General features: G+C 56.1%; 22 protein-coding genes. 9 read left to right on the top strand and 13 right to left on the bottom strand.

The window, feature by feature from the left end:
• Window positions 1-891: 891 nt before the first annotated feature.
• The 4 genes from ihfB (at window position 892) to pyrF (ending at window position 3,467) form a co-directional block, all read left to right on the top strand.
• On the top strand, window positions 892-1,185 hold the full coding sequence (gene ihfB / locus EF096_RS17905) for an integration host factor subunit beta (protein WP_123891158.1): 294 nt from the start codon (window positions 892-894) through the stop codon (window positions 1,183-1,185).
• A 69-nt stretch (window positions 1,186-1,254) separates the two neighbouring features.
• Complete coding sequence (locus EF096_RS17900) at window positions 1,255-1,554, top strand: LapA family protein (RefSeq protein ID WP_123891157.1); 300 nt, start codon at window positions 1,255-1,257, stop codon at window positions 1,552-1,554.
• Between the two features lie 4 nt (window positions 1,555-1,558).
• Window positions 1,559-2,737: a lipopolysaccharide assembly protein LapB gene (gene lapB / locus EF096_RS17895; RefSeq protein WP_123891156.1), complete on the top strand. Its 1,179-nt coding sequence runs from the start codon at window positions 1,559-1,561 to the stop codon at window positions 2,735-2,737.
• A gap of 37 nt (window positions 2,738-2,774) precedes the next feature.
• Window positions 2,775-3,467: an orotidine-5'-phosphate decarboxylase gene (pyrF, locus tag EF096_RS17890; RefSeq protein ID WP_123891155.1), complete on the top strand. Its 693-nt coding sequence runs from the start codon at window positions 2,775-2,777 to the stop codon at window positions 3,465-3,467.
• Window positions 3,468-3,548: 81 nt separating this feature from the next.
• Here the strand turns inward: pyrF and bfr are convergent, their stop codons facing one another.
• From bfr to EF096_RS17865, 5 genes are all read right to left on the bottom strand, one after another.
• The gene (gene bfr, locus EF096_RS17885) at window positions 3,549-4,019 is read right to left on the bottom strand and encodes a bacterioferritin (protein WP_123891154.1); all 471 of its coding nucleotides are present in this window, start codon (window positions 4,017-4,019) and stop codon (window positions 3,549-3,551) included.
• Between the two features lie 122 nt (window positions 4,020-4,141).
• On the bottom strand, window positions 4,142-4,351 hold the full coding sequence (locus EF096_RS17880; RefSeq protein ID WP_123891153.1) for a bacterioferritin-associated ferredoxin: 210 nt from the start codon (window positions 4,349-4,351) through the stop codon (window positions 4,142-4,144).
• An 88-nt stretch (window positions 4,352-4,439) separates the two neighbouring features.
• Window positions 4,440-5,330, bottom strand: a complete 891-nt coding sequence (locus EF096_RS17875; RefSeq protein WP_123891152.1) for a DUF6279 family lipoprotein — start codon at window positions 5,328-5,330, stop codon at window positions 4,440-4,442.
• A 10-nt stretch (window positions 5,331-5,340) separates the two neighbouring features.
• Complete coding sequence (locus EF096_RS17870) at window positions 5,341-5,745, bottom strand: anti-virulence regulator CigR family protein (protein WP_123891151.1); 405 nt, start codon at window positions 5,743-5,745, stop codon at window positions 5,341-5,343.
• 70 nt (window positions 5,746-5,815) lie between these two features.
• Window positions 5,816-6,991, bottom strand: coding sequence for a YbfB/YjiJ family MFS transporter (locus EF096_RS17865; protein ID WP_123891150.1), 1,176 nt, complete (start codon window positions 6,989-6,991; stop codon window positions 5,816-5,818).
• A 371-nt stretch (window positions 6,992-7,362) separates the two neighbouring features.
• Between EF096_RS17865 and EF096_RS17860 the strand changes: the two genes are divergently transcribed.
• Both EF096_RS17860 and EF096_RS17855 read left to right on the top strand, forming a co-directional pair.
• A complete protein-coding gene (locus EF096_RS17860) occupies window positions 7,363-8,790 on the top strand; it encodes an MFS transporter (RefSeq protein WP_158611313.1) in 1,428 nt (475 codons plus the stop codon).
• Between the two features lie 173 nt (window positions 8,791-8,963).
• The gene (locus EF096_RS17855; RefSeq protein WP_123891148.1) at window positions 8,964-10,841 is read left to right on the top strand and encodes an MFS transporter; all 1,878 of its coding nucleotides are present in this window, start codon (window positions 8,964-8,966) and stop codon (window positions 10,839-10,841) included.
• Between the two features lie 47 nt (window positions 10,842-10,888).
• Here EF096_RS17855 and EF096_RS17850 read toward each other — a convergent pair whose 3' ends face one another.
• The 4 genes from EF096_RS17850 to msrB all read right to left on the bottom strand — a co-directional run bounded on the left by EF096_RS17850 (window position 10,889) and on the right by msrB (window position 13,197).
• The gene (locus EF096_RS17850; RefSeq protein WP_123891147.1) at window positions 10,889-11,125 is read right to left on the bottom strand and encodes a hypothetical protein; all 237 of its coding nucleotides are present in this window, start codon (window positions 11,123-11,125) and stop codon (window positions 10,889-10,891) included.
• A gap of 387 nt (window positions 11,126-11,512) precedes the next feature.
• Window positions 11,513-11,992 (bottom strand): FKBP-type peptidyl-prolyl cis-trans isomerase, encoded by a 480-nt coding sequence (locus EF096_RS17845; RefSeq protein WP_123891146.1) that lies wholly within the window; start codon window positions 11,990-11,992, stop codon window positions 11,513-11,515.
• 75 nt (window positions 11,993-12,067) lie between these two features.
• Window positions 12,068-12,673: a peptide-methionine (S)-S-oxide reductase MsrA gene (msrA, locus tag EF096_RS17840; protein ID WP_123891145.1), complete on the bottom strand. Its 606-nt coding sequence runs from the start codon at window positions 12,671-12,673 to the stop codon at window positions 12,068-12,070.
• Window positions 12,670-13,197, bottom strand: a complete 528-nt coding sequence (gene msrB / locus EF096_RS17835; protein ID WP_123891144.1) for a peptide-methionine (R)-S-oxide reductase MsrB — start codon at window positions 13,195-13,197, stop codon at window positions 12,670-12,672. Before msrB ends, msrA begins: the two co-directional genes overlap by 4 nt.
• Before the next feature lie 192 nt (window positions 13,198-13,389).
• Between msrB and EF096_RS17830 the strand changes: the two genes are divergently transcribed.
• Window positions 13,390-14,640, top strand: a complete 1,251-nt coding sequence (locus EF096_RS17830; RefSeq protein ID WP_123891143.1) for a serine hydrolase domain-containing protein — start codon at window positions 13,390-13,392, stop codon at window positions 14,638-14,640.
• A gap of 218 nt (window positions 14,641-14,858) precedes the next feature.
• Here the strand turns inward: EF096_RS17830 and EF096_RS17825 are convergent, their stop codons facing one another.
• Window positions 14,859-15,977 carry an ABC transporter ATP-binding protein gene (locus EF096_RS17825; protein WP_123891142.1) on the bottom strand — a complete coding sequence of 373 codons (1,119 nt, stop codon included), beginning with the start codon at window positions 15,975-15,977 and terminating at the stop codon, window positions 14,859-14,861.
• A gap of 14 nt (window positions 15,978-15,991) precedes the next feature.
• Window positions 15,992-16,897 (bottom strand): ornithine carbamoyltransferase, encoded by a 906-nt coding sequence (gene argF / locus EF096_RS17820; RefSeq protein WP_123891141.1) that lies wholly within the window; start codon window positions 16,895-16,897, stop codon window positions 15,992-15,994.
• A gap of 264 nt (window positions 16,898-17,161) precedes the next feature.
• On the opposite strand from argF, the gene EF096_RS17815 reads away from it, so the two are divergent.
• Window positions 17,162-19,255, top strand: coding sequence for a molybdopterin oxidoreductase family protein (locus EF096_RS17815; RefSeq protein ID WP_123891140.1), 2,094 nt, complete (start codon window positions 17,162-17,164; stop codon window positions 19,253-19,255).
• 71 nt (window positions 19,256-19,326) lie between these two features.
• The gene (gene grxD, locus EF096_RS17810) at window positions 19,327-19,647 is read left to right on the top strand and encodes a Grx4 family monothiol glutaredoxin (protein ID WP_123891139.1); all 321 of its coding nucleotides are present in this window, start codon (window positions 19,327-19,329) and stop codon (window positions 19,645-19,647) included.
• Window positions 19,648-19,827: 180 nt separating this feature from the next.
• On the opposite strand, the gene cysQ is transcribed toward grxD, so the two are convergent.
• On the bottom strand, window positions 19,828-20,607 hold the full coding sequence (cysQ, locus tag EF096_RS17805) for a 3'(2'),5'-bisphosphate nucleotidase CysQ (protein ID WP_123891138.1): 780 nt from the start codon (window positions 20,605-20,607) through the stop codon (window positions 19,828-19,830).
• A 115-nt stretch (window positions 20,608-20,722) separates the two neighbouring features.
• Window positions 20,723-21,355, bottom strand: coding sequence for a transposase (locus tag EF096_RS17800; protein WP_123891137.1), 633 nt, complete (start codon window positions 21,353-21,355; stop codon window positions 20,723-20,725).
• Between the last annotated feature and the right edge of the window lie 89 nt (window positions 21,356-21,444).

Genomic DNA, 21,444 nt, shown 5'->3' with positions numbered 1-21,444 from the left:
GCTGGCGAGATAGCGCGATGGCTTCGCGCTTGAATTCAGGGCTGTATTTTCTGCGTTTGGACATGAACACTCCTTTGGCACATTGTGCCTCTTTTCAAGAGTGTCCGCAGTAACGGGGTAGAACCCGCTTCAAGCTTCCAGCTTCAAGCTTCCAGCTTAAAGCTAACTCAACCCAAACCCGCTTAGCTCTCACTCCAGTGCCGGTAGTTGTGTGCTCAGCCCGCAGGCCGCGCTGGTTTTGCTTCCAGCTTCTGGCTTCAAGCTTAAAGCTAACTCCCACCCAAACCCGCTTAGCTGTTACTCCAGCGCCGGTAGTTGTGTGCTCAGCCCGCAGGCCGCACTGGTTTTGCTTCCAGCTTCTAGCTTCTAGCTTCAAGCTAACTCCCACCCAAACCCGCTTAGCTCTCACTCCAGAGCCGGTAGTCGTGTGCTAAGCCCCCAGGCCGCACTGGTTTTGCTTCCAGCTTCCAGCTTCCAGCTTAAAGCTAACTCAACCCAAACCCGCTTAGCTCTCACTCCAGCGCCGGTAGTTGTGTGCTCAGCCCGCAGGCCGCGCTGGTTTTGCTTCCAGCTTCTGGCTTCAAGCTTAAAGCTAACTCCCACCCAAACCCGCTTAGCTGTTACTCCAGTGCCGGTAGTTGTGTGCTCAGCCCGCAGGCCGCGCTGGTTTTGCTTCCAGCTTCTAGCTTCCAGCCCCGAGCTAGCTCAACTAAAGCTTGACTAGCTAATCCCGGCCATCATCCTGTTAACGCTTGCAGCTTGCAGCTTGCAGCTTGCAGCTTGCAGCTTGCAGCTTGCAGCTTGCTCGCGCTTATCAGGCTGTTCAAACCTAGTCAAGCATGGTAAAACCGTGTAAAACGAAGCTACTCGCTTGATAAAAAAGGGAAAACCATGACAAAGTCGGAGTTGATCGAGCGCATTGTCGAGCAACAGGGGCAGTTGTCGGCAAAGGACGTTGAGCTTGCGATCAAAACCATGCTGGAGCATATGTCACAGGCACTTGCTACCGGGGAGCGTATTGAGATTCGGGGGTTTGGCAGCTTTTCATTGCACTATCGTGCACCGCGGGTGGGGCGTAACCCGAAAACCGGTGATGCGGTTGAGCTGGAAGGTAAGTTCGTACCGCACTTCAAGCCTGGCAAAGAGTTGCGTGACCGGGTTAACGAGTCGCTGGAAAACAGCTGATCCGGTGTATTAGTCTCGCTGGCCTGCGTTATACTTCGTCCTACACAAATGGATGCGGAGTAGTGTTGCATGCTATGGCTAAAGCGCGCGTTGCTGATCGTTATATTGCTGCTGGTGGCACTGGCGACAATGGACTTCATGCTGGAAAACCAGCAAACCACTACACTGCAATTCCTGGAAATTCAGTCGCCTGAATTGCCCCTGTCTATCTACATCGTTTTTTCCTTTATCCTCGGTAGTATCCTCGGCGTCTTCATTGGCTGGCTGATCACCACTCGGCTGCGTTTGAAGCTGATGATGCAAAGCAACGAGTTGAATCGTTACCGCAAAGAAGTCGATAAGCTGCGCACCCAAGCTGTCAAAGGCTGATCATATGCAGGAACTGTTGTTCCTCGCCTTGTTTGTGGCGGCGTTGGCTATCGGCTGGTTTCTCGGTAGGCGTGAAGCTATCAAGGTCGGCTTTATGTTGCAGCCACACGGAAGCGCGATAGACCGCCATTATTTTATCGGTCTCAATTACCTCCTGAACGAGCAGCCTGACGAGGCTATCGAAACCTTTATCCGCGCCTTGGAAGTCAATCCGGAAACGGTAGAGACCCATATCGCTATCGGTAAGCTGTTTTGTCAGCGTGGTGATGTGGAGCGGGCGATCAAGGTACACCAGAACCTGCTGGCTCGGCCCAATCTAACCGCTCAGCAAGCAGACCGGGTGCAGCTTGAGCTGGCCCGTGACTACCTGGCTGTTGGCATGCATAACCGTGCTGAACGCCTTCTTGATGAGCTGGGTGGCTCTTCATCGGGTCTGCGAGGTGAAGCCCTGGGTGATCTGGTTACTGTCTACGAGCAGCAGCGTGAGTGGTCACAGGCTATCGAGATCGGTGTGCGCCTGTTACGCGAGCGGCCCGGTTTTGCAGTAACTCAGGCCCATTATTACTGCGAGATTGCCGGGGACGCGCTGCAGCGCGGCGATATAAGCGGCGCCCAGCGGTATTTGCAGTCAGCATTGAAGGTGGACTCGGCCAATACTCGGGCCATGTTGATGCTGGCTGAACTGGAAGCACGGCAAGGTAATACACGTGCTCTACTTAAATTGTTGCAGCGGGTAGCCATCGAGTCACCAGACTTTGTTCCGCAAATCTTGCCGCTGGCCAGGCGCTGCGCCGATAATGGCGACCTTGATCTTGCGGCCTATCTGGACAAGGTGCTTGAGCGCGCTGAACCGCCGATGCTGGAGACAGTGTTGGCGCGTAGCGAGCAGCTTGCGCTGCAAGAGGGGCCTGCCAGTGCGCAACGCTTTCTTATGGTGTGGGTGCAACAACAACCCTCTATTGGTGGCGTGCTTGGGTTAGTAAAGCTGCAGTTAAAAGGCGCTGAGTCGATAGAACAGGGCGATCTGCAGGTGTTGGAGAGCCTATTGGCATCGTTACAGCAGCAGCGCCCTCGTTACCGCTGCGAGTCATGCGGTTTTGCCGGTCAAAAGCTGTATTGGCAGTGTCCAACTTGTCATGGTTGGTCTACGATCCAGCCATTGAAGGGCTACGAGGCCGTTTAAGTTTTAATGTGTGATTGTTGAAAACAGGATGGAATGTATGTCGAGCACTAGCCCTATCATCGTCGCGCTGGATTTTCCTGATGCGCCTGCAGCGATGCGCATGGCCGACCAGTTGGATCCGGCTCGCTGTCGGGTCAAGGTGGGTAAGGAGTTGTTTACCAGTAGCGGGCCAGCCGTAGTTGAAGCGCTGCAGTACAAGGGCTTTGAAGTGTTTCTTGATCTCAAGTTTCATGACATTCCCAACACCACAGCCAGCGCGGTTCAGGCTGCTGCAGAGCTGGGTGTATGGATGGTGAACGTGCACGCCGGCGGTGGCAGACGGATGATGGAAGCCTGCCGCGATATTCTGGAGCGGCGCAGTAATCGTCCTTTGTTGACGGCGGTGACCATTCTGACCAGTCTGGAGCAGGAAGACTTGCAGGAAGTAGGCATAGATATTGAGCCTATGGTGCAGGTGCAGCGTCTGGCACGGTTGACCCAGGAGTGCGGACTGGACGGTGTGGTTTGTTCGGCGCGCGAGGCCAAGGCATTGCGCAATGCGCTAGGTGACAACTTCCTGCTGGTTACTCCGGGTATTCGACCTGCGGAAAGCAGTGCAGACGATCAGAAACGCATCGTCACGCCATCACAGGCGCTGGAGAACGGGAGTAGCTATCTCGTGGTGGGAAGGCCAATCACCAAGGCGGAAAAGCCGGAGCAGGCGCTGGAGGCTATCCTGGCTACGCTTTGAGTCGCCACTAGTCAGTCAGCCAATAAAAAACGCCGCATCATGCGGCGTTTTTTATTGGCTCAGAGAAGGCCTAAAGCGGTATTACTCACCAATCTGTGATTGCTGGTAGTTCTCCAGACCGACCTTGTCGATCAGGTTAAGCTGGGTTTCCAGCCAGTCTACATGCTCTTCTTCTGATTCGAGGATGTCCTCAAGCAGTTCGCGGCTGCCGTAGTCACCTGCCTCTTCGCAGTAAGCGATAGCGTTCTTGAGGTCGGGGATGCCTTTCATTTCCAGCTTGAGGTCGCATTCCAGTATTTCGCGGGTGTTTTCACCGATCATCAAGCGCCCCAAATCCTGCAGGTTCGGCAGGCCTTCGAGAAAAAGAATGCGTTTGATGAGCACATCTGCATGCTTCATCTCATCGATTGATTCGTGGTACTCGTGTTCGCCAAGCTTGTTCAATCCCCAGTCCTGCAGCATGCGTGCGTGCAGAAAATACTGATTGATAGCGACCAGTTCATTGGCAAGGATGGTATTGAGATGCTGGATGACTTTCTTGTCGCCTTTCATGCGTTGGGCCCTCGAAAACAGTTAGTTCTCAAGTGTGGTCCGCCGGCTGACTTCTGTCAAATATAAGTGCTTGAAAAGAAAGGGATTAAAAATGATTATCAGTCTGTATTAGCGGCGCTGGATCAGGCTGCGACAAATTGCGCATTGGGTAGCGCGCCCGCCTGATTGCTGGTCATGCTTTCCAGCAGAATGGACTTGCAGTCACGTGCGCACTTACCGCATTGGGTAGCCACATCCAGGTCGGCACGAAGGTCGCGCATGGAACAGGCACCCTGGTTAATGGCGTCCTTGATCTGGTTGTCAGTAATACCCTTGCAGAGGCAAACGTACATGCAGGCTCTCCAATCAATCAATGGCTTTAGCAGCTGATGGGTTGCATCGTAATGCTAATGAGAATGATTGTCAAAGTATATGGTCGTCTTATTTTCCCTGGCTGCAGTCGAGTGCCTGAAGGTCCTCCTGCAGCGCATTGAGTCGTGAGACAAAGTGCGCTCGCTGTTCTGCCGTTGAGGCTCGCATGACCTGCACCATTAACTGAATCAGAGCCTGTTTTGAGCGTGGTTCCTGCTCGCGGTAGGCGGGGGTCTGTAATGCTCGGTAGTCGACCAGCAGCTGATAAATCCGCTGGCTGAAATCGCTTTGCTGCCGCGTAGGCAACTCCTGAATCAGGAGCCCTTGCCAGGCGCGACGGTTATCGAGCCATATTTTATTATTGCCATCACGATTAGCCGCCCATCGTTCAATGGCTGCGGACTGAGATGCATTGAGTCCTCCCAGCCAGGTTTCCAGCTGGTTGCTGATCTTGTCTACGCTTTCGGCCCGTCGTTCTTCTGCTGGTGGGTAAACCAGCTCTGCATATTTTTCGTCCAGCTCCCTGGCCATGTTTTGGCTGAGTTCCTGCACCTGCTGGTGATCCAGGCGGCGCAGTAAGCCGCTCATAAGGGGCGCTGAGCGTGCCAGCAAGCGGTCGGCTGCCTCCTGTGCGCGGCGGGCATCGGCTTCAAGTAGCGCTGCATCAAGCTGTGGGCTGAGCAAATGATTACCGGCTATCGCCAAGGCCTCGCGGTAGCGCGGTATTTCCTGCTGGCAATGCCATTGCAGAGCAACATCAAGTTGATTATCGAACCAGGCTTGTTGCTCGCCATTAAGATCGACCAGTTGATTGACCTTGCGGCTGATCAGCCAGTCGAGGTTTCGATACGCCAGCTGGGTAGCGCTGCAGCCGTTGAGAACGGCAAGGCACAACAAGATAGTAGCTACTCGAAGTAGCATGGCGGTTTGGCGCTGATTGCTATCTTGCTGTGGTTTCATCAACGTCCTGTCAGTTGAGTATGCCGTTGATCACGGCCTCGATGAGGCCGGTGGCAGATCGTACCAGCACAGCGTTGTCACCAACCTGTCGCCAATCATAGCCGCTGTAGCTGGGTAACAGTCGACTCAGTCTTGGATCAAGTCGTTTGGCGATACCGGGTGGCAGCGCTTTACCCCGTTCCAGGTTTCTTTGGATTCCTGGCGGCAGTCTATCTACCTGGCCAGCGTACCGGCTGTTGTCACGGAAAATATCACGAATCAACTGGCTGTCGATGTTGATGCGCGTGTCTGCTTGACTGCGTGGGTCCGGTTGGTGGCCCTGACCTGTCTCGTTGTGTGGTTTGGCTTGCAGCGCGGGCGCGAGTGTCAGTATTGCCATGCTGGCGGCAATTATCAGGTGTCTGGATGCCTTCATTGTTGGGTGCTCCTGCACTGTATTGATTATTGACGTTATCAGTACTTGGAGTGACCTGTCGCGCGTAGGTTCAACGGCTGGCGGAGCTTGGCTCACGCACGGTGAGCATCCACAGCAGGCTCCAGATCAGCGCGATAGCACCAAGCCAAAGGGTATCTGGTAGTTGACCGCCCATGTCTAACCAGAGCCTGGCAAACCAGGGCGCGAGCAGCTGAGTCAGGCCGTATAGCGCAATCAACGCCGCCGACAACCTGGGGCCCTGATTGGGTTGCAGGGACCGTCCCAGGCGCTGGGTGAGTAACACCGCGCCGAGGAAACTACTACCCATCAATAACGCGCAGAGCGGAAGGCCGATGGCTGAAGGTAACAGGAGTGCGGCAAACACGCTGATGCCTTGTATCGCGTAGTTGCTGATCAGTGCATTGCGGTCGCCCATGAGCTGACCTAGCTTGTTCCAGACCCAGGCTGAGGGCAGGGTGGCGAAAGCCAGAATCAGCCAGCTTTGGCTGACCAGAGGGTGCTGACTGCCCAGCTGTAAGCTGGCAATCAGTGGCAGAAAGGTCATCGGCAGGATGTAGCCCAGGCCAGCACCCGCATAGGCGAGAAAAAGCGGCCTGCTGTGACGATCAAATAATGGACGTTTGGCTATCGTCTGCTGCTGCTGTTCGGGGGGTAGGGCCATACCCGATAGTATCCAGGCTCCCCATACGGCGAGCGGCAAGCTCAGCAGTGCCGCTGGCCACCAACGGGTTGCTGCATGCAGGTCCAGGGCGGGTGGGTTGGCTAGTACTCCGGATAGAACCAGTCCGCAACCGACGCCAAGATAGGCAAGGCCGCTGAGCGCAAGGCGCTGGCGGACTGCAAGCCATTCCATTAGCAGCGCTGGCACCATAACAAAGATCATACCGTTGCTCACGCCGTTTAAGAGACGCATGGCTAGAAGGCTGGCGTACTCATTACTTTGGGTCAGACCGAGCAGGGTGAGGCAGTGCAGGCCCAGAGCTGCGGGTATGGCTATGCGCAACTGCTGCGGGCTATGCCAGCGAATGGCTGCCAGCGCGCCCAGCAGATAGCCAACGTAGTTCCAGCTGGCAAGGTCTGCGGCCTGCGCGACCGTGAGTTGGTCGTCGGCAACCAGCAGTGGCAGCAGCGGAGTGTAGATAAAGCGACCTAGCCCATGCACGACCAGCAGTAGGCAGGCAGCGGCGACAACGGCGGTACTCGGTGCTGGTTGAGATCTTGGCATCGGTGGGCCCGGTTAGCGGTAAAGGCTCGATTGGATAAGCGTGGGCACACTACACGCTGACTAAGCGGTTATCCAATAATGTATATGAATGTTGCATTCTAGCGGAGCTGATTTTGGTGCTTTTGTGTCGATAACGCCGTCTTTTTCAGTAAAAGTGCTGCTATATGTCTATTTTTTTGCGAGTGGGAGAGTGTAAGCGTTATCGGAAAGACGTAGTCGCCGCCAACTCTGCTTGTTTGATGGCTGCTCAGCCGACAAAGCTTGATATAGAGTAGACAGGCGTACACAGCACAGGAGGCTGGGCGCGCAATGAGACAACAATGACAAGAAAGCGGCCATCAGGCACGCAAGGTTCTCACCAGGAGATAGGCATGTCCGCATCCGGCGTTTTGAAGCGCTCCACTATTCTTATCCACGGTTCAATTGGTATGCCGTTGGCCATCATTGGCTACCCTCTGGTGGTTTATCTTCCTCCGTTCTATGCCCAGGAAGTAGGCCTGAATATGGCGCTCATGGCGCTGGTTCTGGTCTTTGCACGCATCACCGATGTGATCACTGACCCCCTCATTGGTACGCTCAGTGATCGCTGGCAAACCCGCATCGGTCGCCGTAAGCCCTGGTTGATCATGGGCGTTCCGCTCATGCTGATTGGCACCATCATGATTTTCATGCCGCCCGACGGCGTGGGTATTGCTCACCTGTTGGGCTGGACGGTGCTCATGTATCTGGGTTGGACGATGGTAACCTTGCCTTATGGCGCCTGGGGAGCCGAGTTATCCAGCCTTTATCACCAGCGCAGCCGGGTGGTTGCTTCGCGTGAAGGTTTCGTGCTGATTGGCCTGTTTCTGGCCGCGTTGGCGCCAGCCATAGTGCAGGCTTTGGGCGCGCGCTATCAGGCAGGGCACACCGACGGCTTTTTAATGGAGTCTGCGGTCTGGTTGTTTGGTCGGGATGGTGAGCTGGGTATCGGGTACGGCCCCATACTGGCGGTCATGGCGTGGTTGATGATCATTCTGTTGCCGCTAACGGTTTTGCTCGTAGTTGCGCGGGTCAAGGAAGCACCACCGCAATCCATACAGCGCACGGAGTGGAAGAAAGGTTTGCGCGTATTGCGCAACAACGGCCCCTTTAAACGCATGATTCTGATGCTGCTGATCGTGGTAACCGGGGAGTCGTTCCGTAATGCACTCTCGGTGTTTTTTATGCAGCACATTATTCAGATTCAGGCGCAGATAGGTTTGATGTATCTGCTGTATTTTGGCGTCGGTATTCTCGGTATTCCCTTCTGGCTTTACTTGGGTAAGCGCATTGGTAAGCACCGCGCGTTTTGTGTGGCGCTGGGCGTGTCCAGTGCCAGTATTCTCGGCATGTTCTTTCTGCAAGCCGGGCAGCTCACCGCCTTTGCGCTGATGTTCTGCGTCAAAGGGTTCTGTTTTGCGGCCTTCCAGTTTTTACCGTTATCGATGTTGGCGGATATCGTTGACCTCGATACCGCGCGTAGCAAGGAGCACCGTACCGGACTGTTTTTTGCGATTTCAGGTATGGCGCAAAAGATGGCAATGGCGCTCGGGCTGGGTTTGTCGTTGGGCCTACTGGCAGTGGTCGGGTTTGACGCCAAAATGGTTGAGCATAGCGCCAGCCAGTTAATGTCGTTGCGCGTGCTCTATATTCTTGGGCCGGTGCTGCTCTACATGGCCGCGTTTGCGATCGCCTGGAAGTACCCGCTGACAGCTGCGCGCCAGGAGCGGATTCATCAGTGGGTCGAGCGGCGCAAGGTGCGTTTGGCTATCGCTCGTTGATTGTCAGGCGGCTGTGGTAAACAGCCGCCTTTTAGTCTTCGGAGCTTTGCGCAGCGTGCCAGGTTTCTCGATTTTGCGGTGAAATGCATCGTGTTGCTTCCGCTTTAAGCGTTTCCTTGGGTATGCTGGCGTCCTTATTTGTTCTGATGTTTTATATAAGGAAACACCGGCCCATGGCTGAGCACTCGCAATTTCGTTTGTTGGGCAGCAAGCGCTTCTTACCCTTCTTTCTCAGCCAGTTGCTGGGTGCCTTCAACGACAACCTGTTCAAGCAGGCACTGATTCTCGCGATTCTGTTCAAGCTCAGTTTTTCGGCTGACAGCGATTTGCTGATTAACCTCAGTGCCATGTTGTTCGTGCTTCCTTTCTTCCTCTTTTCCGCGTTGGGCGGTCAATTTGGTGAAAAGTACCGCAAAGACCTGTTGATCCGCCGCATCAAGCTGGGCGAAGTAGGCATCATGCTGTTGGGCGCATTCAGCCTGTGGCAGGGCAATCTACCGTTGATGCTGGTGGTGCTATTCGCCATGGGTACCCAATCGGCGCTATTTGGCCCGGTTAAATACTCCATTCTGCCGCAACACCTGCACGAAGATGAGTTGATTGGTGGCAACGCGCTGGTTGAGATGGGCACCTTTTTGGCGATTCTCGGCGGTACGCTGTACGCCGGGCTACTAATGTCTGGCGTTGCTTGGGCACATTGGGTGGGTGGTTCTGTGGTGTTGGTCGCTGTGCTGGGCTACCTGTTTAGCCGACGTATTCCGCAAGCACCAGCGGCCTTGCCCGACCTGCAGCTGGACTGGAATATTTTTCGCCAATCCTGGGCGATTCTGCGCCTGGGCTTGGTCAAGCAAGTGCCTTCAGTATCACGCTCAATTCTGGGTAACTCCTGGTTCTGGTTTCTCGGCGCTACTTACCTCACCCAGATACCGGCCTACGCCAAAGAGTTTTTATTCGGCGATGAAAGCGTGGTTACGCTGATTTTAACGGTGTTTTCTGTAGGCATCGCTTTAGGCTCCATGCTGTGCGAACGGCTGTCAGGGCACAAGGTTGAGATAGGTTTGGTGCCGTTTGGCTCCATGGGGCTGTCGATCTTTGGTTTGCTGTTGTGGTGGGTCTCAGGCTCGGTAGTGCCAGGCGATCTTGCCTATACCTGGACCGAGCTGTTGGTGCAGCCTGCGGCCTGGCTGGCGATGGGCAGTATTCTGGGGCTGGGTATCTTCGGCGGTTTCTATATCGTGCCGCTGTATGCCTTGATCCAATCGCGTACCCATGAGGACGAACGCGCCCGAGTGATTGCTGCCAACAATATTCTCAACGCGCTGCTCATGGTTTGTTCCGCCATTCTCTCGATTGTCTTGCTGGGCGTTGCCGGATTCAGTATCCCGCAGGTGTTTCTCACCATTTCGCTACTCAACATCCTGGTTAATCTCTACATCTTTAGTGTGGTGCCCGAATTCACCATGCGCTTTCTGGTCTGGTTGCTGGGTCACTCAATGTATCGAGTTGAGCATGTCAATCTGCAAGCCATTCCTGACGAGGGCGCCTGTGTGCTGGTGTGTAACCACGTATCCTTTGTCGACGCGCTGCTGATTGGCGGTGCGGTTCGTCGGCCGGTGCGGTTTGTCATGTACTACAAGATTTATCGTCTGCCGGTACTGAATTTTATCTTCCGCACCGCCGGTACCGTGCCTATTGCCGGCCGACAGGAAGACGAAGCGATTTACGAGGACGCATTCAAGCGTATAGACGCGTATCTGCAGGCAGGGGAGGTGGTCTGTATTTTCCCCGAAGGCAAGCTCAGCGCAGACGGTGAAATGAACGAATTTCGTGCCGGGATCAGTCGGATCCTTGACAGTAACCCGGTACCGGTTATTCCGATGGCGTTGCAGGGGTTATGGGGTAGTTTTTTCAGCCGCGATCCGCATAAGGGATTTTTCCGCCGCTTCTGGTCGCGGGTAGGGTTGGCTGCGGGAGAACCAGTGGCGCCAGATCAGGCTGCTCCTGCATTGTTGCAGGAGCGGGTACAGGCTCTGCGCGGCGATCGGCGCTAGGGTCTGTCACATGGCCTTGAACTGAACGGGTAGTGCGTGCGCCGCTATTACTCGGCGGCTTTCGCTGCAACAGCAGGTTTGGCTGCTGGCTTGCCGGCACGGGGTGAGCTGTAGGTCTGACCGCTTTTGCCGTTGGGGATTTGCTGGATCTCGCCGCCGGAAGACAGAAAAGCTTCAATCTGGTTGTCGATCGACTTGCTGGTAGCAACGGCCGCATCGGCTTTGCGCTTGGATGTAGTCGTTTTCGGTGCGGCTGTTTTTGGGGCGGTAGCTTTGGCGGTCATGTGGAGCCTGTGTTGTTAGCGAGTAGTCGGCCAGTTTACTCCTTTTTTTAGTTATTTGCTTAACTTTCTCTTGACCTCGGCGTGGAGAGGCTTTAGTGGATTGGGTTTTGACGCGGTGTTAATACCCTCTTGAGCCCTTGAGGTGCGCTCAATTATGGCGCGCTGTCCAGTAATGCTTTTGGATGATGGTTAGGTGCGCTGTCAGCAAACCAGGATGCTCTGCACAACGGTCATCAATTGCTGCCTGGAAGAGATGTGTCTGCAATTAGCACTGCAAGGCACCCAAGGGGCGGGGTAAAGCTGCTCCTTGGGATTGCCTGAACGCAAGCGATGATGGCTAGCGGTCGCTAGGCTGGCAGGTAAAGCCAGCAGAGTCAGGGCGATGAGTTAGTGCTGATGCCCGCCAGCGCCATGCGCATGACCATGCGCCATTTCATCGTCAGTGGCCGCACGTACATCCAGAATGTCGATGGTGAAGGTCAGCTCACGACCAGCCAATGGATGATTACCATCCACGACTACCTGCGAGAGGCCAGGCTTGACGACGGTCACCTGGCGCGGCCCCTGTTCGGTTTGCAGTATGGCAATCATGCCCGGCTTCCACTTTTTGGCGCCCTGTAGTCGTTTCGCCTGCACTTTCTGAATGGCGTTGTCACGGGGCTGACCGTAGGCTTTTTCTGGCGGAATAGTAACGCTGAAGCTATCGCCGGCGCTGCGACCTTCTAGCGCCTCAGTCAGGCCGTCAATCAAGCCAGCCTGGCCATGCAGATACAGGACCGGGTCCTGCTTGCGGGAGCTTTCAATCTGGCCGTTAGCATCGGCAAGATCGTAGTGAAACTGAACAACGGTTTTATCGGCTATTTGCATCGAGGTAATCCACAGAGACTGAGTAATGAAAGAGCTGCATTATCCAGCCTCAATGGATAGATTGCCATGCTCTGTTTACTCGCCCCACAACTCTTCCAGGCGCGCATCGCGCCCACAGGTCGTGCGGTAGAAGTTATAGCGCAGCGGGTTCTTATGGTAGTAATCCTGATGATAGTCCTCGGCGGCATAGAAGGGCTGGCGCGGCAGGATTTCAGTCACAATGGGGTCATCGAAGCGGCCGGAATCGGCCAGCTTCTGGCGCGATGCTTCCAGTAACGCTTGCTGCTGCTCGTCGGCATAATAGATCGCGCTGCGGTACTGCGGCCCGCTATCGCAGAACTGAGCGTTAGCGGTTACCGGGTCAATAGTCGGCCAGAAAGCCTCCACCAGTTTGGCGTAGCTGGTTTTGCTCGGATCATAAAATACCGCGACCGACTCAATATGCCCTGTGTCGCCGGAAGATACCTGATTGTAGTGCGCCGTCTCGGAAGAGCCGCCGGTATAGCCGGAAATGGTTTCAACCACACCGGGTACCTTGTCGAAGTCGGACTCGGTGCACCAGAAGCAGCCGCCAGCAAATACCGCCATTTCGGTGCCTTCCGGACCCTGCGTCAGGGGTTCAGCGGCTTGCAACAATGGCGACAGCAAAAGGGCCGCGCCCAGCATCAATTGTTTTTTCATGCATCACCTCGTAGCGCAGGAAGTTGGTCGCCTTTGGCGACAAAGCGCAGAGCCACCCCGTTGTTGCACCAGCGCTCGCCGCGTGGCTCAGGGCCGTCGTTGAAAACATGTCCCTGGTGACCGCCGCACCGGCCGCAGTGGTATTCGGTTCGTGGCCAGATCAGTGCGTAATCTGCCTTGGTCCCCATGTGCCCTTCAATCGGCTGGGTAAAGCTGGGCCAACCGGTGCCGCTATCAAACTTGGCGCTGGAGTCGAATAGCGGCAAGTAGCAGGCGGCGCATACGTAGGTGCCGTCATCGTAGAGTTTGTCGAGTGGGCTGCTGTGTGGACGCTCGGTATCCTCTTCAAATAGTACGTCGTAAGCCTCGCTGGACACCTTGTCGCGCCAGTAATCATGTTCGTGGGTCAGTGGCGTCACGCTCAGGCTGGCATCCTTTTCAACTGCCATGGCTAGCTGGCTGCGCGCCAACAGGGGAATGGCGGGGGCCAGGATCAGCCCGCTTAATAATGTTCTGCGTTTCATGTGGCGATACCTTTACTGATTGAAGCCGTGGCTTATAAATATCTGACGCCCAACGGGCTTATTTGTTACAGCTGGCGGCGAAATTGGTTGTTGAGCAAAAAATGAAGCTGTTTTGCTCTGAGTCAGCTTGGCTAACTGTAGCGCGCAGGATAGAGTTTGTTGTCTGCCAAATAATAGTAAGGAATAACAACAATGTTGAGCATTAAAGATCGTTTTCTCCGCGCAGGGGCTACGGGAGTCCTGCTGGGAGGCTTAATCGCGTCAAATACTGCACTGGCAGCCGAGGCGGCAATACCGCAGCAGCGGCTAGATGCTTTTGCTCAGGCCATGCAAGCGCAGGTTGAGCAGGGCAAGATAGGGGGTATTGCGACCCTGGTCTACCAGAACGGTGAAATAGTTCAGCGCGGCGAGTATGGCTTTCAGGATGTCGCCGCCGAGAAGCCATTAGCCGCCGACTCACTCTACAAGATCTTCTCGCTGACCAAACTGGTCACGGGTACCGGCTTGTTACATCTTTATGATCAAGGCAAGTTCCAGCTGGATGATCCCGTCGGTAAATACCTGCCGCAGCTGCAGGACTTGCAGGTGGCGGTAGCCGAGGGGCCGGACGGCTTTCCGGTAACCGAGCCGGCTCAGCATCCCATCACTATTCGCGAGCTGATGACCCATACCGCGGGCTTCACCTATGGGCGTTTCTCCGAGTCGCAGGTCGACAAGTTGTACGTCGAGGCGAATATTCAAGATCCCGACACGACGCTCGCGGTGATGATGGACAAGCTTGCGCACATCCCGTTGCGCCAGCAACCGGGCACCCTTTGGCATTACAGTATCGCGGTGGATATCCAGGCCAGGCTGATTGAAGTGCTGTCGGGCATGCCGTTCGATGCTTATCTCAAGCAACAGGTATTTGAACCCCTGCAGATGACCGATACTGACTTCTATGCGCCGCCGGAAAAGGCTGAGCGACTGGCGGTATCCTACATGCCGCAAGAGGATGGTTCACTCAAGCCATTGCCGAATGATTTCTTTCTTAGCCAACACAGCTTCCTCAATGGCGGTGGCGGTTTGATCTCCAGCACCGATGATTACCTGCGTTTCGCGCGCATGTTACTGAATGAGGGTGAGCTGGATGGCAAGCGCATACTCAAGGCTGAGACCGTGCGGTTGATGCGTCAGAATCAGTTGCCTGCCGGTGTTGATGACATAGGTCCATTCTTTCCTGGTAATCAGTTTGGTCTCAATGTCGCCGTTGTGAACGACTCGCAAGCAGCAGGTTATCTGCCTGAGGGTACGTTTTGGTGGTGGGGTATTCAGGGGGCATGGGCCTGGATTGATCCGACCAATGAAACCATCGTCCTGGGTATGATGCAGAACACCGACTATCGTCTGTCGCGGCTGATCCACAACATCGCCAGTCGTGCTCTGTACGCCCCGGTTGAGTGAGCCAGTAGCCCTTTAGCTATCGGCTTGGCTGTCTGTATTGCCGCAATGTGGCGAGCCGTCAAAGAGGAGTGCGTAAGTGCTCCTCTTTGCTGAGTGAAGGTAGCAGGGCGATGGACCGATCTCTGCAGGCGAGCGCCTCCCTACAGGCTTCGCCTTGATGGTAAAGCAGCTTGGCAGTTAGTGGTTTTAAAACGCGATTGTTAGGGATCGCGGGTCGCTTAAGTGCTGGCGTTACCCGCGCCCAGTACCTGCTCCAGTGGTAGTTGCGCATGCAGGTTCACGCTGCCCTGGGCGGCAAATAACACCAGGTGATCTGCTGCAACCCGAATCCCCAAAGTGTCGCCAATCTGGTGGTCCGCGTGACTAGGAAACAGCGCTTCCAGCGCGCTGCCGGTAGGTAGTTGCAGGCTGTAGAGAATATTGGCGCCGAGGAAGGTTTTACCCACGATGCATGCCTGCAATGGGCTATGGGGATCGCCAACCACGTCATCCGGTCGCAGCAGCACGTCTACCGCACTGCCCACCGGCAGCGAGTAGGCACGGTTGCCGCCAATGTTGCCTAGCTCAGTCTGCACCGTTTCGGGTGAGATCAACTGACCGCGAATGAAATAGCCCTGGCCAATAAAGCTGGCGACAAAGGGCGTCGCGGGTTCATGGTAGAGGTTGTATGGCGTATCCCACTGCTGCAATTTGCCATCTTTCAGCACGGCAACATGATCGCAGACCGCAAAGGCTTCGCTTTGGTCGTGGGTGACCAGCATGGCACTGATGCCACGGCCCTTGAGAATGTCACGTACTTCACCAGACAGACGGCGACGCAGCTCCCCATCAAGGTTGGAGAAAGGCTCATCCAGCAATAACAATTTGGGATCGGGTGCCATCGCACGGGCGAGCGCGACGCGCTGCTGCTGGCCGCCGGATAGCTCGTGTGGATAGCGCTTGCCCAGTTTGCCCAGCTTGACCAGCTCCAGTAGTTCAGCCACCAGGCGCTTGCGCTCGGGGTGCTTATGAATACCAAAGCCGACGTTGTCCGCCACGCTCAGGTGCGGGAAGAGGGCGTAGTCCTGAAAGACCATACCAATCCGCCGCTGCTCTGGCGGCACACGTTTTTCCGGGCTGGATAGCTGCTCGCCATCGAGCACAATGCTGCCGGCGGTGATAGGTTCAAAGCCAGCGATAGCGCGCAGGGTCGTGGTTTTACCGCAGCCGGATGGCCCGAGCAGGCAACCAATGTCGCCTGCCCTAAGGTGCAGATTCAGCTCCGAGACAACTGGCTGCTCGCCATAACTGCAGGCGAGCTGGTTGAGTTCGAGCAGAGGCCGTGACGGGTTGGGCATGCGGCGTCTCCGCGTTAGTCGACGAGCAGGAACTCGACCAGGGCTTTCTGCGCGTGCAGACGGTTTTCGGCCTGATCCCAGACCACACTGCGTGGATCATCCATCAACTCGGCGCTGACTTCTTCGCCGCGATGCGCAGGCAGGCAATGCATAAAGAGTACCGACTCATCGGCGGCGTCCAGCATGGCGGGCGTCACCTGGTAAGGGGCAAAGCGTTTGAGGCGAGCTTCGGTCTCGTCTTCCTGACCCATGGAGGCCCACACATCGGTATTGATCAGGTGAGCGCCTGCGACGGCCTGCATCGGATCGCGCATGACCTGAACGCGATCACCGGCCTGATCGAGGAACTGCTGGCCTGGCTCATAGCCTTCAGGGCAGGCGATACGCAGCTGAAAATCAAACTGAATAGCCGCCTGAATGAAGGTGTTGCACATATTATTGCCGTCGCCAATCCAGGCCACGGTTTTGCCCTTGATGGCACCACGATGCTCCAGATACGTCTGCATGTCGGCCAGTAGCTGGCAGGGATGCAGGTCATCGGTCAGGCCGTTGATGACCGGCACGCGCGAATACTGGGCGAAGGTTTCCAGCATGTCATGGGCAAAGGTACGGATCATGATGGCGTCGCACATGCTTGACAGCACGCGGGCGCTGTCTTCAATCGGCTCGCCACGCCCCAGCTGAGTGTCGCGCGGGGACAGGAATATGGCCTGGCCGCCGAGATGAGTCATGCCCGCCTCGAAGGACACCCGTGTGCGGGTCGAAGCTTTCTCGAAGATCATGCCGAGCACGCGGTTTTTCAGCGGCTCATACACCACGCCCTGCTGGTGCAGTGACTTCAGCTCAACGCCGCGCTTGATCAGGCCGATCAGCTCAGCTTCGGAACAATCCATCAGTGACAAAAAGTGCCTTGCAGTCATATCCATACAATCCGATTAACGCGGTCGTCTACCGACCGGAAACAGTGTGCCCTACCGCGACCTGACGGCCCGGTAACAGCCACAGCAAAAAAAGAGAAGCAGCGATCTTATAGGGAAATTCCGGGCAAAGGCAAATTCAGCAGGCCCAGCATTTAGCCCACAGGCTAATTCAACCACTGAATAGCGCTTTATTTTGCCGCTTGCGGCCCCGTCAGACGCGGCTTAGAGTAAATCCAAACTAATAAAACCAGCCTGGTGAAATCGATGTCCGTAACCCACTTTCGCGCTTGTCATTTATGCGAGGCCATTTGTGGCCTTGCCATAGAAACTGATGGCGAGCGCATTCTCTCTATTAAAGGCGATCCTGAAGACAGCTTCAGTCGAGGGCACATCTGCCCCAAGGCGATAGCCCTGCAGGATATCCAGGATGACCCGCAGCGTCTGCGTCAGCCAGTCAAGCGGGTAGGGGAGCGTTGGGAGTCGATTGGCTGGGAAGAAGCCTTTGAGCTGGTAGCCAGCCGCTTTGCCGATATTCAACGCGAGCACGGCAATAACGCGGTCGGTGTTTACATGGGTAATCCCAACGTACACAACTATGGCTCAATGACGCACGGCAACTATTTTCTGGGCCAGTTACACACCAAGCAGCGCTACTCGGCGACCTCGGTGGACCAACTGCCGCATCATCTGGTCTCGCTCTGGCTCTATGGCCACATGCTGATGATCCCGATTCCCGACATTGACCATACCGACTACTTTCTTATGCTTGGCGCCAACCCGCTGGCCTCCAACGGCAGCATCATGACGGTGCCGGATGTCGGTAAGCGCATCAAGGCATTGAAGGCACGTGGCGGTAAACTGGTGGTGGTCGATCCGCGCCGCAGTGAAACGGCAGAGGTCGCCAGTGAACATCTGTTTATTCAGCCTGGCACCGATGTGGCACTGCTGTTGGGTTTGCTCAATACCCTGTTCGCCGAAAACCTGACCAAGGCGAGCCCGGTGCTGGATGCCACCGAGGGACTGGACGCGGTAGCGGCTGCCGTCAGTGATTTCAGTGCGGAAAAAATGGCTCCGCATTGCGGGATTCCGGCGCAGCAGATAAAGCAGTTGGCGCGTGATTTTGCCGCGGCAGAACATGCGGTCTGTTACGGCCGTATGGGCGTCTCGGTACAGCGCTACGGCACGCTATGCCAATGGCTGATTCAAGTCATCAACGTGGTAACCGGCAACCTTGATGTGCCGGGTGGCTCGCTCTTCCCAGAGCCCGCGTTCGATGTGGTCAGCAAGGGTAAGGGCGGTCATTTTAATGCATGGCAGAGTCGCGTTTCCGGCCTGCCTGAGTTCAATGGCGAACTGCCGTCCGCCGTCCTGGCCGAGGAGATCCTCACGCCGGGTGAGGGGCAAATCAAGGCACTCTTTACCTCAGCAGGTAACCCGGTGCTGTCGACGCCCAATGGCCGACAACTGGATCAGGCGCTGGAAGGGCTGGAGTTTATGGTTAGCGTGGACCTCTACATCAATGAGACCACCCGGCATGCAGACGTCATACTGCCGCCGACCTCGGCGCTGGAGCACGACCACTACGACATCACCTTCAATAATTTCGCCGTGCGCAACGTCACCCGTTACAACGAGCCGGTGCTGGCCAAGCCGGCCGATGCATTGCACGACTGGGAAATCTTTGTTGGCCTGGGGCAGGCGTTTGCTCGGCAAATGGGGCAGCCCGCCCGCGAGACCATGCCGCCCGCGCAGATGGTGGATATGGCCATGAAGCGCGGGCCGCATGGTGATCGCTTGAGCCTTGCCGAGCTGCAGCGACATCCGCACGGTATCGACCTGGGCCCGCTGCAGCCCAACCTGCTGCGCCGGATTCAAACCGCCAGCAAGCGTATCGAGCTGGCCCAGCCCTTGATGTTGCAGGATCTGCAGCGTGTTGCCGCCGAACTCGACACCCTGATGCCAAAACAAGGTGAGTTGCGCCTGATAGGCAGACGGCACGTGCGCAGTAATAACTCCTGGATGCACAACTACCAGCGTCTGGTTAAAGGCAAACCGCGAGATCAGCTGCTGATGCACCCGCAGGATCTGAGCGAGCGAGGCTTGCAGGATGGCCAGCTGGTGACCGTGCGTTCGCGGGTTGGCGCTGTCGACGTTAAGGTCAGCGCGAGCGACGAAATGGCGCCCGGCGTCGTCAGCTTGCCGCATGGCTGGGGGCATAACCGCAAGGGCACGCAGATGGAGACAGCCGAGCGTAACGCCGGGGTGAGTGCTAACGACCTGACCGACGAGCGGTTCTTTGACCCGGTTACCGGCAATGCGGCGGTCAATGGCTTGAGTGTCGAGGTGGTGGCAGCATAACCGAACGCTTTGCTGTAGAATGTCTGCCCAGCAAAGCGTTCGAATGCCTTACCAAGTTACGAGGATTTACCATGGATGTCATCGATACCATCAAAGAACAGATCGCCAACAACCCGGTGCTGATCTACATGAAAGGCGCCCCGAATGCTCCACAGTGCGGCTTCTCTGCTCGCGCAGTACAGGCGCTGATGGCCTGTGGCGAGAAGTTTGCCTATGTCGACATTCTGCAAAACCCCGACGTTCGCTCTACTCTGCCAGGCTACGCCAACTGGCCAACCTTCCCGCAGTTGTGGATTGGCGGCGAGTTGGTAGGCGGTAGCGACATCATTCTTGAGTTGCATGAGTCTGGTGAGTTGGCGGGTATGGTGAAGGCGGCTCAGCCAGCTGCTTGATCCCACCTCGGCGTCAGCAAAAAAACCGCATTTCGATGCGGTTTTTTTGTTTTTGCACTGTGCTTGAGGGCGGTCTTGCGGCCTGGACTGCTCCGCGCTTGGCGGTTAGACCCGTATGCATGCAGAGATAAAATTCAGATGACGCAGCGGGCGGTCAGTCTGCTAATTAACCGCGAGCCGTCAAAAAAAGGCTTCAGCGCCTGAAGCGACAAAATGCGGATTCTCAAACCCCGCTTTGCCGTACCGCAGGGGCGAGCCATCAAACACCTGCACATGCCCACCAGCGGCCCGCAGCACAGCGTCACCGGCGGCAATATCCCACTCCATAGTGCGTCCCTGGCGAGGGTAGACATCAGCCTGACCTGCGGCAATCAAGCAGAGCTTGAGCGATGAACCTGCGTTGATCAGCGAGTGCACGGTGCGGCCTTTGAGCAACTCGTCGAGTGCGGCTGTGTCGCCATGGGAGCGGCTGGCCAATACATCAAGGCCAGCTTGTGCCGGCCGTCGTGCCTTGATAGCCCGGCGGCCTTGATCATCCTCGATAAACGCCCCGTTGTCCCGTGAGCCAGCGTATAGCTGGTTCAGTGCGGGAGCCAGTACCACGCCGAGCAGCGGTTTGCCTTGCTTGATCAGCGCGATATTGACGGTGAACTCGCCGTTGCGATTGACGAACTCGCGGGTCCCATCAAGCGGGTCCACCAGCCAGAAGCAGTCATCCACAGCGGGTACTTTTCCGGCGGCGTAAGCTTCCTCGGCGATGATGGGGTAGGGTGTTGCCAGTGCGTTTAAGCCCTGCAGGATCAGTGCTTCGGCCTGTTCGTCTGCGGCGGTAACCGGAGAGGCGTCTTCTTTGCCGCGCACCTCAAAATCGCTATGGTAAATATCGAGAATAAGATCACCCGCCTGTCGTGCGATCTCGACGATAGCCGCCACCAAGGTTGCCTGTTCGCTAGCCTGCATTGCCGTCTCCTTGAACCCGTTGCTGCTCCAGTCATTACTGAAGTTATGCTGTCTAAAGCTCGCTAGTGTCGTACAAGCCGCTGGGTGGCACAACCGGCGGACGGCGGGCCAAGGCTTACCTGCTGTGCTTGCGGTAAGCGCTGGACCAGCGCCACTGCTCAGCAGACTCGCACAGGCCAGCCGCTACCGGGCTATCGTGCAGAGTGCAAATCACCTCGGCAAGGTGTTTGTCATCGGCAATAAAGCGATCCTGATAGCGTTTCATCCACAGGCTTTTGCCTTTAAAACCTAACTGCAGCTCTTCATTGTGCTGCAGCGCCCAGCGCGTAGTAACGGATTTCCAGTCCTGTACGATCCTCTGCAGTGGACAGCAGGGTTCAATCAACACGTGAATCTGGTTAGGCAGAATGCACCAGGCAATCAGCCGGTAGCGTTTGCCGTGCTGGTCTTCCAGGGTGTCCAGCACCGCGCGGGCCAGCGTGGCATTACTCAAGGCGCAGCTACCATGTCCGGCATGCAGAATTTCTTGCGTGCGCTCGCGCTTGAACTGGACTCGCTCGGTGGGTTGTACCATCAGTGCGTCGGTATCCACCTTGTGTAATTCGTCGGCAGGCAGGGCATCAGCCAGGCGCAGAGATATCAGCTGAATAGCGTAGGGTATGTCGGGGTCTGAATGCCGTGTTTGATGGTACCAGCCACGCCAGACGTCGAACTGTCGGTTGTTGATACGGTAGGTGTTTCTGCTCATTAAACGCCGTCCTTGTCGTTTTTTTGAGCTATAGAACTTATCAGTCACAAAGTGGGCGTGCTGGGAGCTGTTCCGCAGTTCGCCGGATT

It is taken from the genome of Pseudomonas neustonica (genome assembly GCF_003797945.1).
GTDB lineage: Bacteria > Pseudomonadota > Gammaproteobacteria > Pseudomonadales > Pseudomonadaceae > Halopseudomonas > Halopseudomonas neustonica.
This window is presented reverse-complemented; position numbering and strand designations above follow the sequence as displayed.

Bases quoted from the DNA above. Each gene is read 5' to 3' on its own strand.
- EF096_RS17800 (WP_123891137.1), bottom strand. From the start codon at position 21,355: ATGAGCAGAAACACCTACCGTATCAACAACCGACAGTTCGACGTCTGG.
- EF096_RS17880 (WP_123891153.1), bottom strand. From the start codon at position 4,351: ATGTACGTTTGCCTCTGCAAGGGTATTACTGACAACCAGATCAAGGAC.
- EF096_RS17900 (WP_123891157.1), top strand. From the start codon at position 1,255: ATGCTATGGCTAAAGCGCGCGTTGCTGATCGTTATATTGCTGCTGGTG.
- EF096_RS17860 (WP_158611313.1), top strand. From the start codon at position 7,363: ATGTCCGCATCCGGCGTTTTGAAGCGCTCCACTATTCTTATCCACGGT.
- pyrF (WP_123891155.1), top strand. From the start codon at position 2,775: ATGTCGAGCACTAGCCCTATCATCGTCGCGCTGGATTTTCCTGATGCG.
- EF096_RS17825 (WP_123891142.1), bottom strand. From the start codon at position 15,977: ATGCCCAACCCGTCACGGCCTCTGCTCGAACTCAACCAGCTCGCCTGC.
- bfr (WP_123891154.1), bottom strand. From the start codon at position 4,019: ATGAAAGGCGACAAGAAAGTCATCCAGCATCTCAATACCATCCTTGCC.
- EF096_RS17875 (WP_123891152.1), bottom strand. From the start codon at position 5,330: ATGAAACCACAGCAAGATAGCAATCAGCGCCAAACCGCCATGCTACTT.
- ihfB (WP_123891158.1), top strand. From the start codon at position 892: ATGACAAAGTCGGAGTTGATCGAGCGCATTGTCGAGCAACAGGGGCAG.
- msrA (WP_123891145.1), bottom strand. From the start codon at position 12,673: ATGAAAAAACAATTGATGCTGGGCGCGGCCCTTTTGCTGTCGCCATTG.
- EF096_RS17845 (WP_123891146.1), bottom strand. From the start codon at position 11,992: ATGCAAATAGCCGATAAAACCGTTGTTCAGTTTCACTACGATCTTGCC.
- EF096_RS17865 (WP_123891150.1), bottom strand. From the start codon at position 6,991: ATGCCAAGATCTCAACCAGCACCGAGTACCGCCGTTGTCGCCGCTGCC.
- EF096_RS17850 (WP_123891147.1), bottom strand. From the start codon at position 11,125: ATGACCGCCAAAGCTACCGCCCCAAAAACAGCCGCACCGAAAACGACT.
- grxD (WP_123891139.1), top strand. From the start codon at position 19,327: ATGGATGTCATCGATACCATCAAAGAACAGATCGCCAACAACCCGGTG.
- msrB (WP_123891144.1), bottom strand. From the start codon at position 13,197: ATGAAACGCAGAACATTATTAAGCGGGCTGATCCTGGCCCCCGCCATT.
- EF096_RS17870 (WP_123891151.1), bottom strand. From the start codon at position 5,745: ATGAAGGCATCCAGACACCTGATAATTGCCGCCAGCATGGCAATACTG.
- EF096_RS17815 (WP_123891140.1), top strand. From the start codon at position 17,162: ATGTCCGTAACCCACTTTCGCGCTTGTCATTTATGCGAGGCCATTTGT.
- lapB (WP_123891156.1), top strand. From the start codon at position 1,559: ATGCAGGAACTGTTGTTCCTCGCCTTGTTTGTGGCGGCGTTGGCTATC.
- EF096_RS17830 (WP_123891143.1), top strand. From the start codon at position 13,390: ATGTTGAGCATTAAAGATCGTTTTCTCCGCGCAGGGGCTACGGGAGTC.
- EF096_RS17855 (WP_123891148.1), top strand. From the start codon at position 8,964: ATGGCTGAGCACTCGCAATTTCGTTTGTTGGGCAGCAAGCGCTTCTTA.
- cysQ (WP_123891138.1), bottom strand. From the start codon at position 20,607: ATGCAGGCTAGCGAACAGGCAACCTTGGTGGCGGCTATCGTCGAGATC.
- argF (WP_123891141.1), bottom strand. From the start codon at position 16,897: ATGACTGCAAGGCACTTTTTGTCACTGATGGATTGTTCCGAAGCTGAG.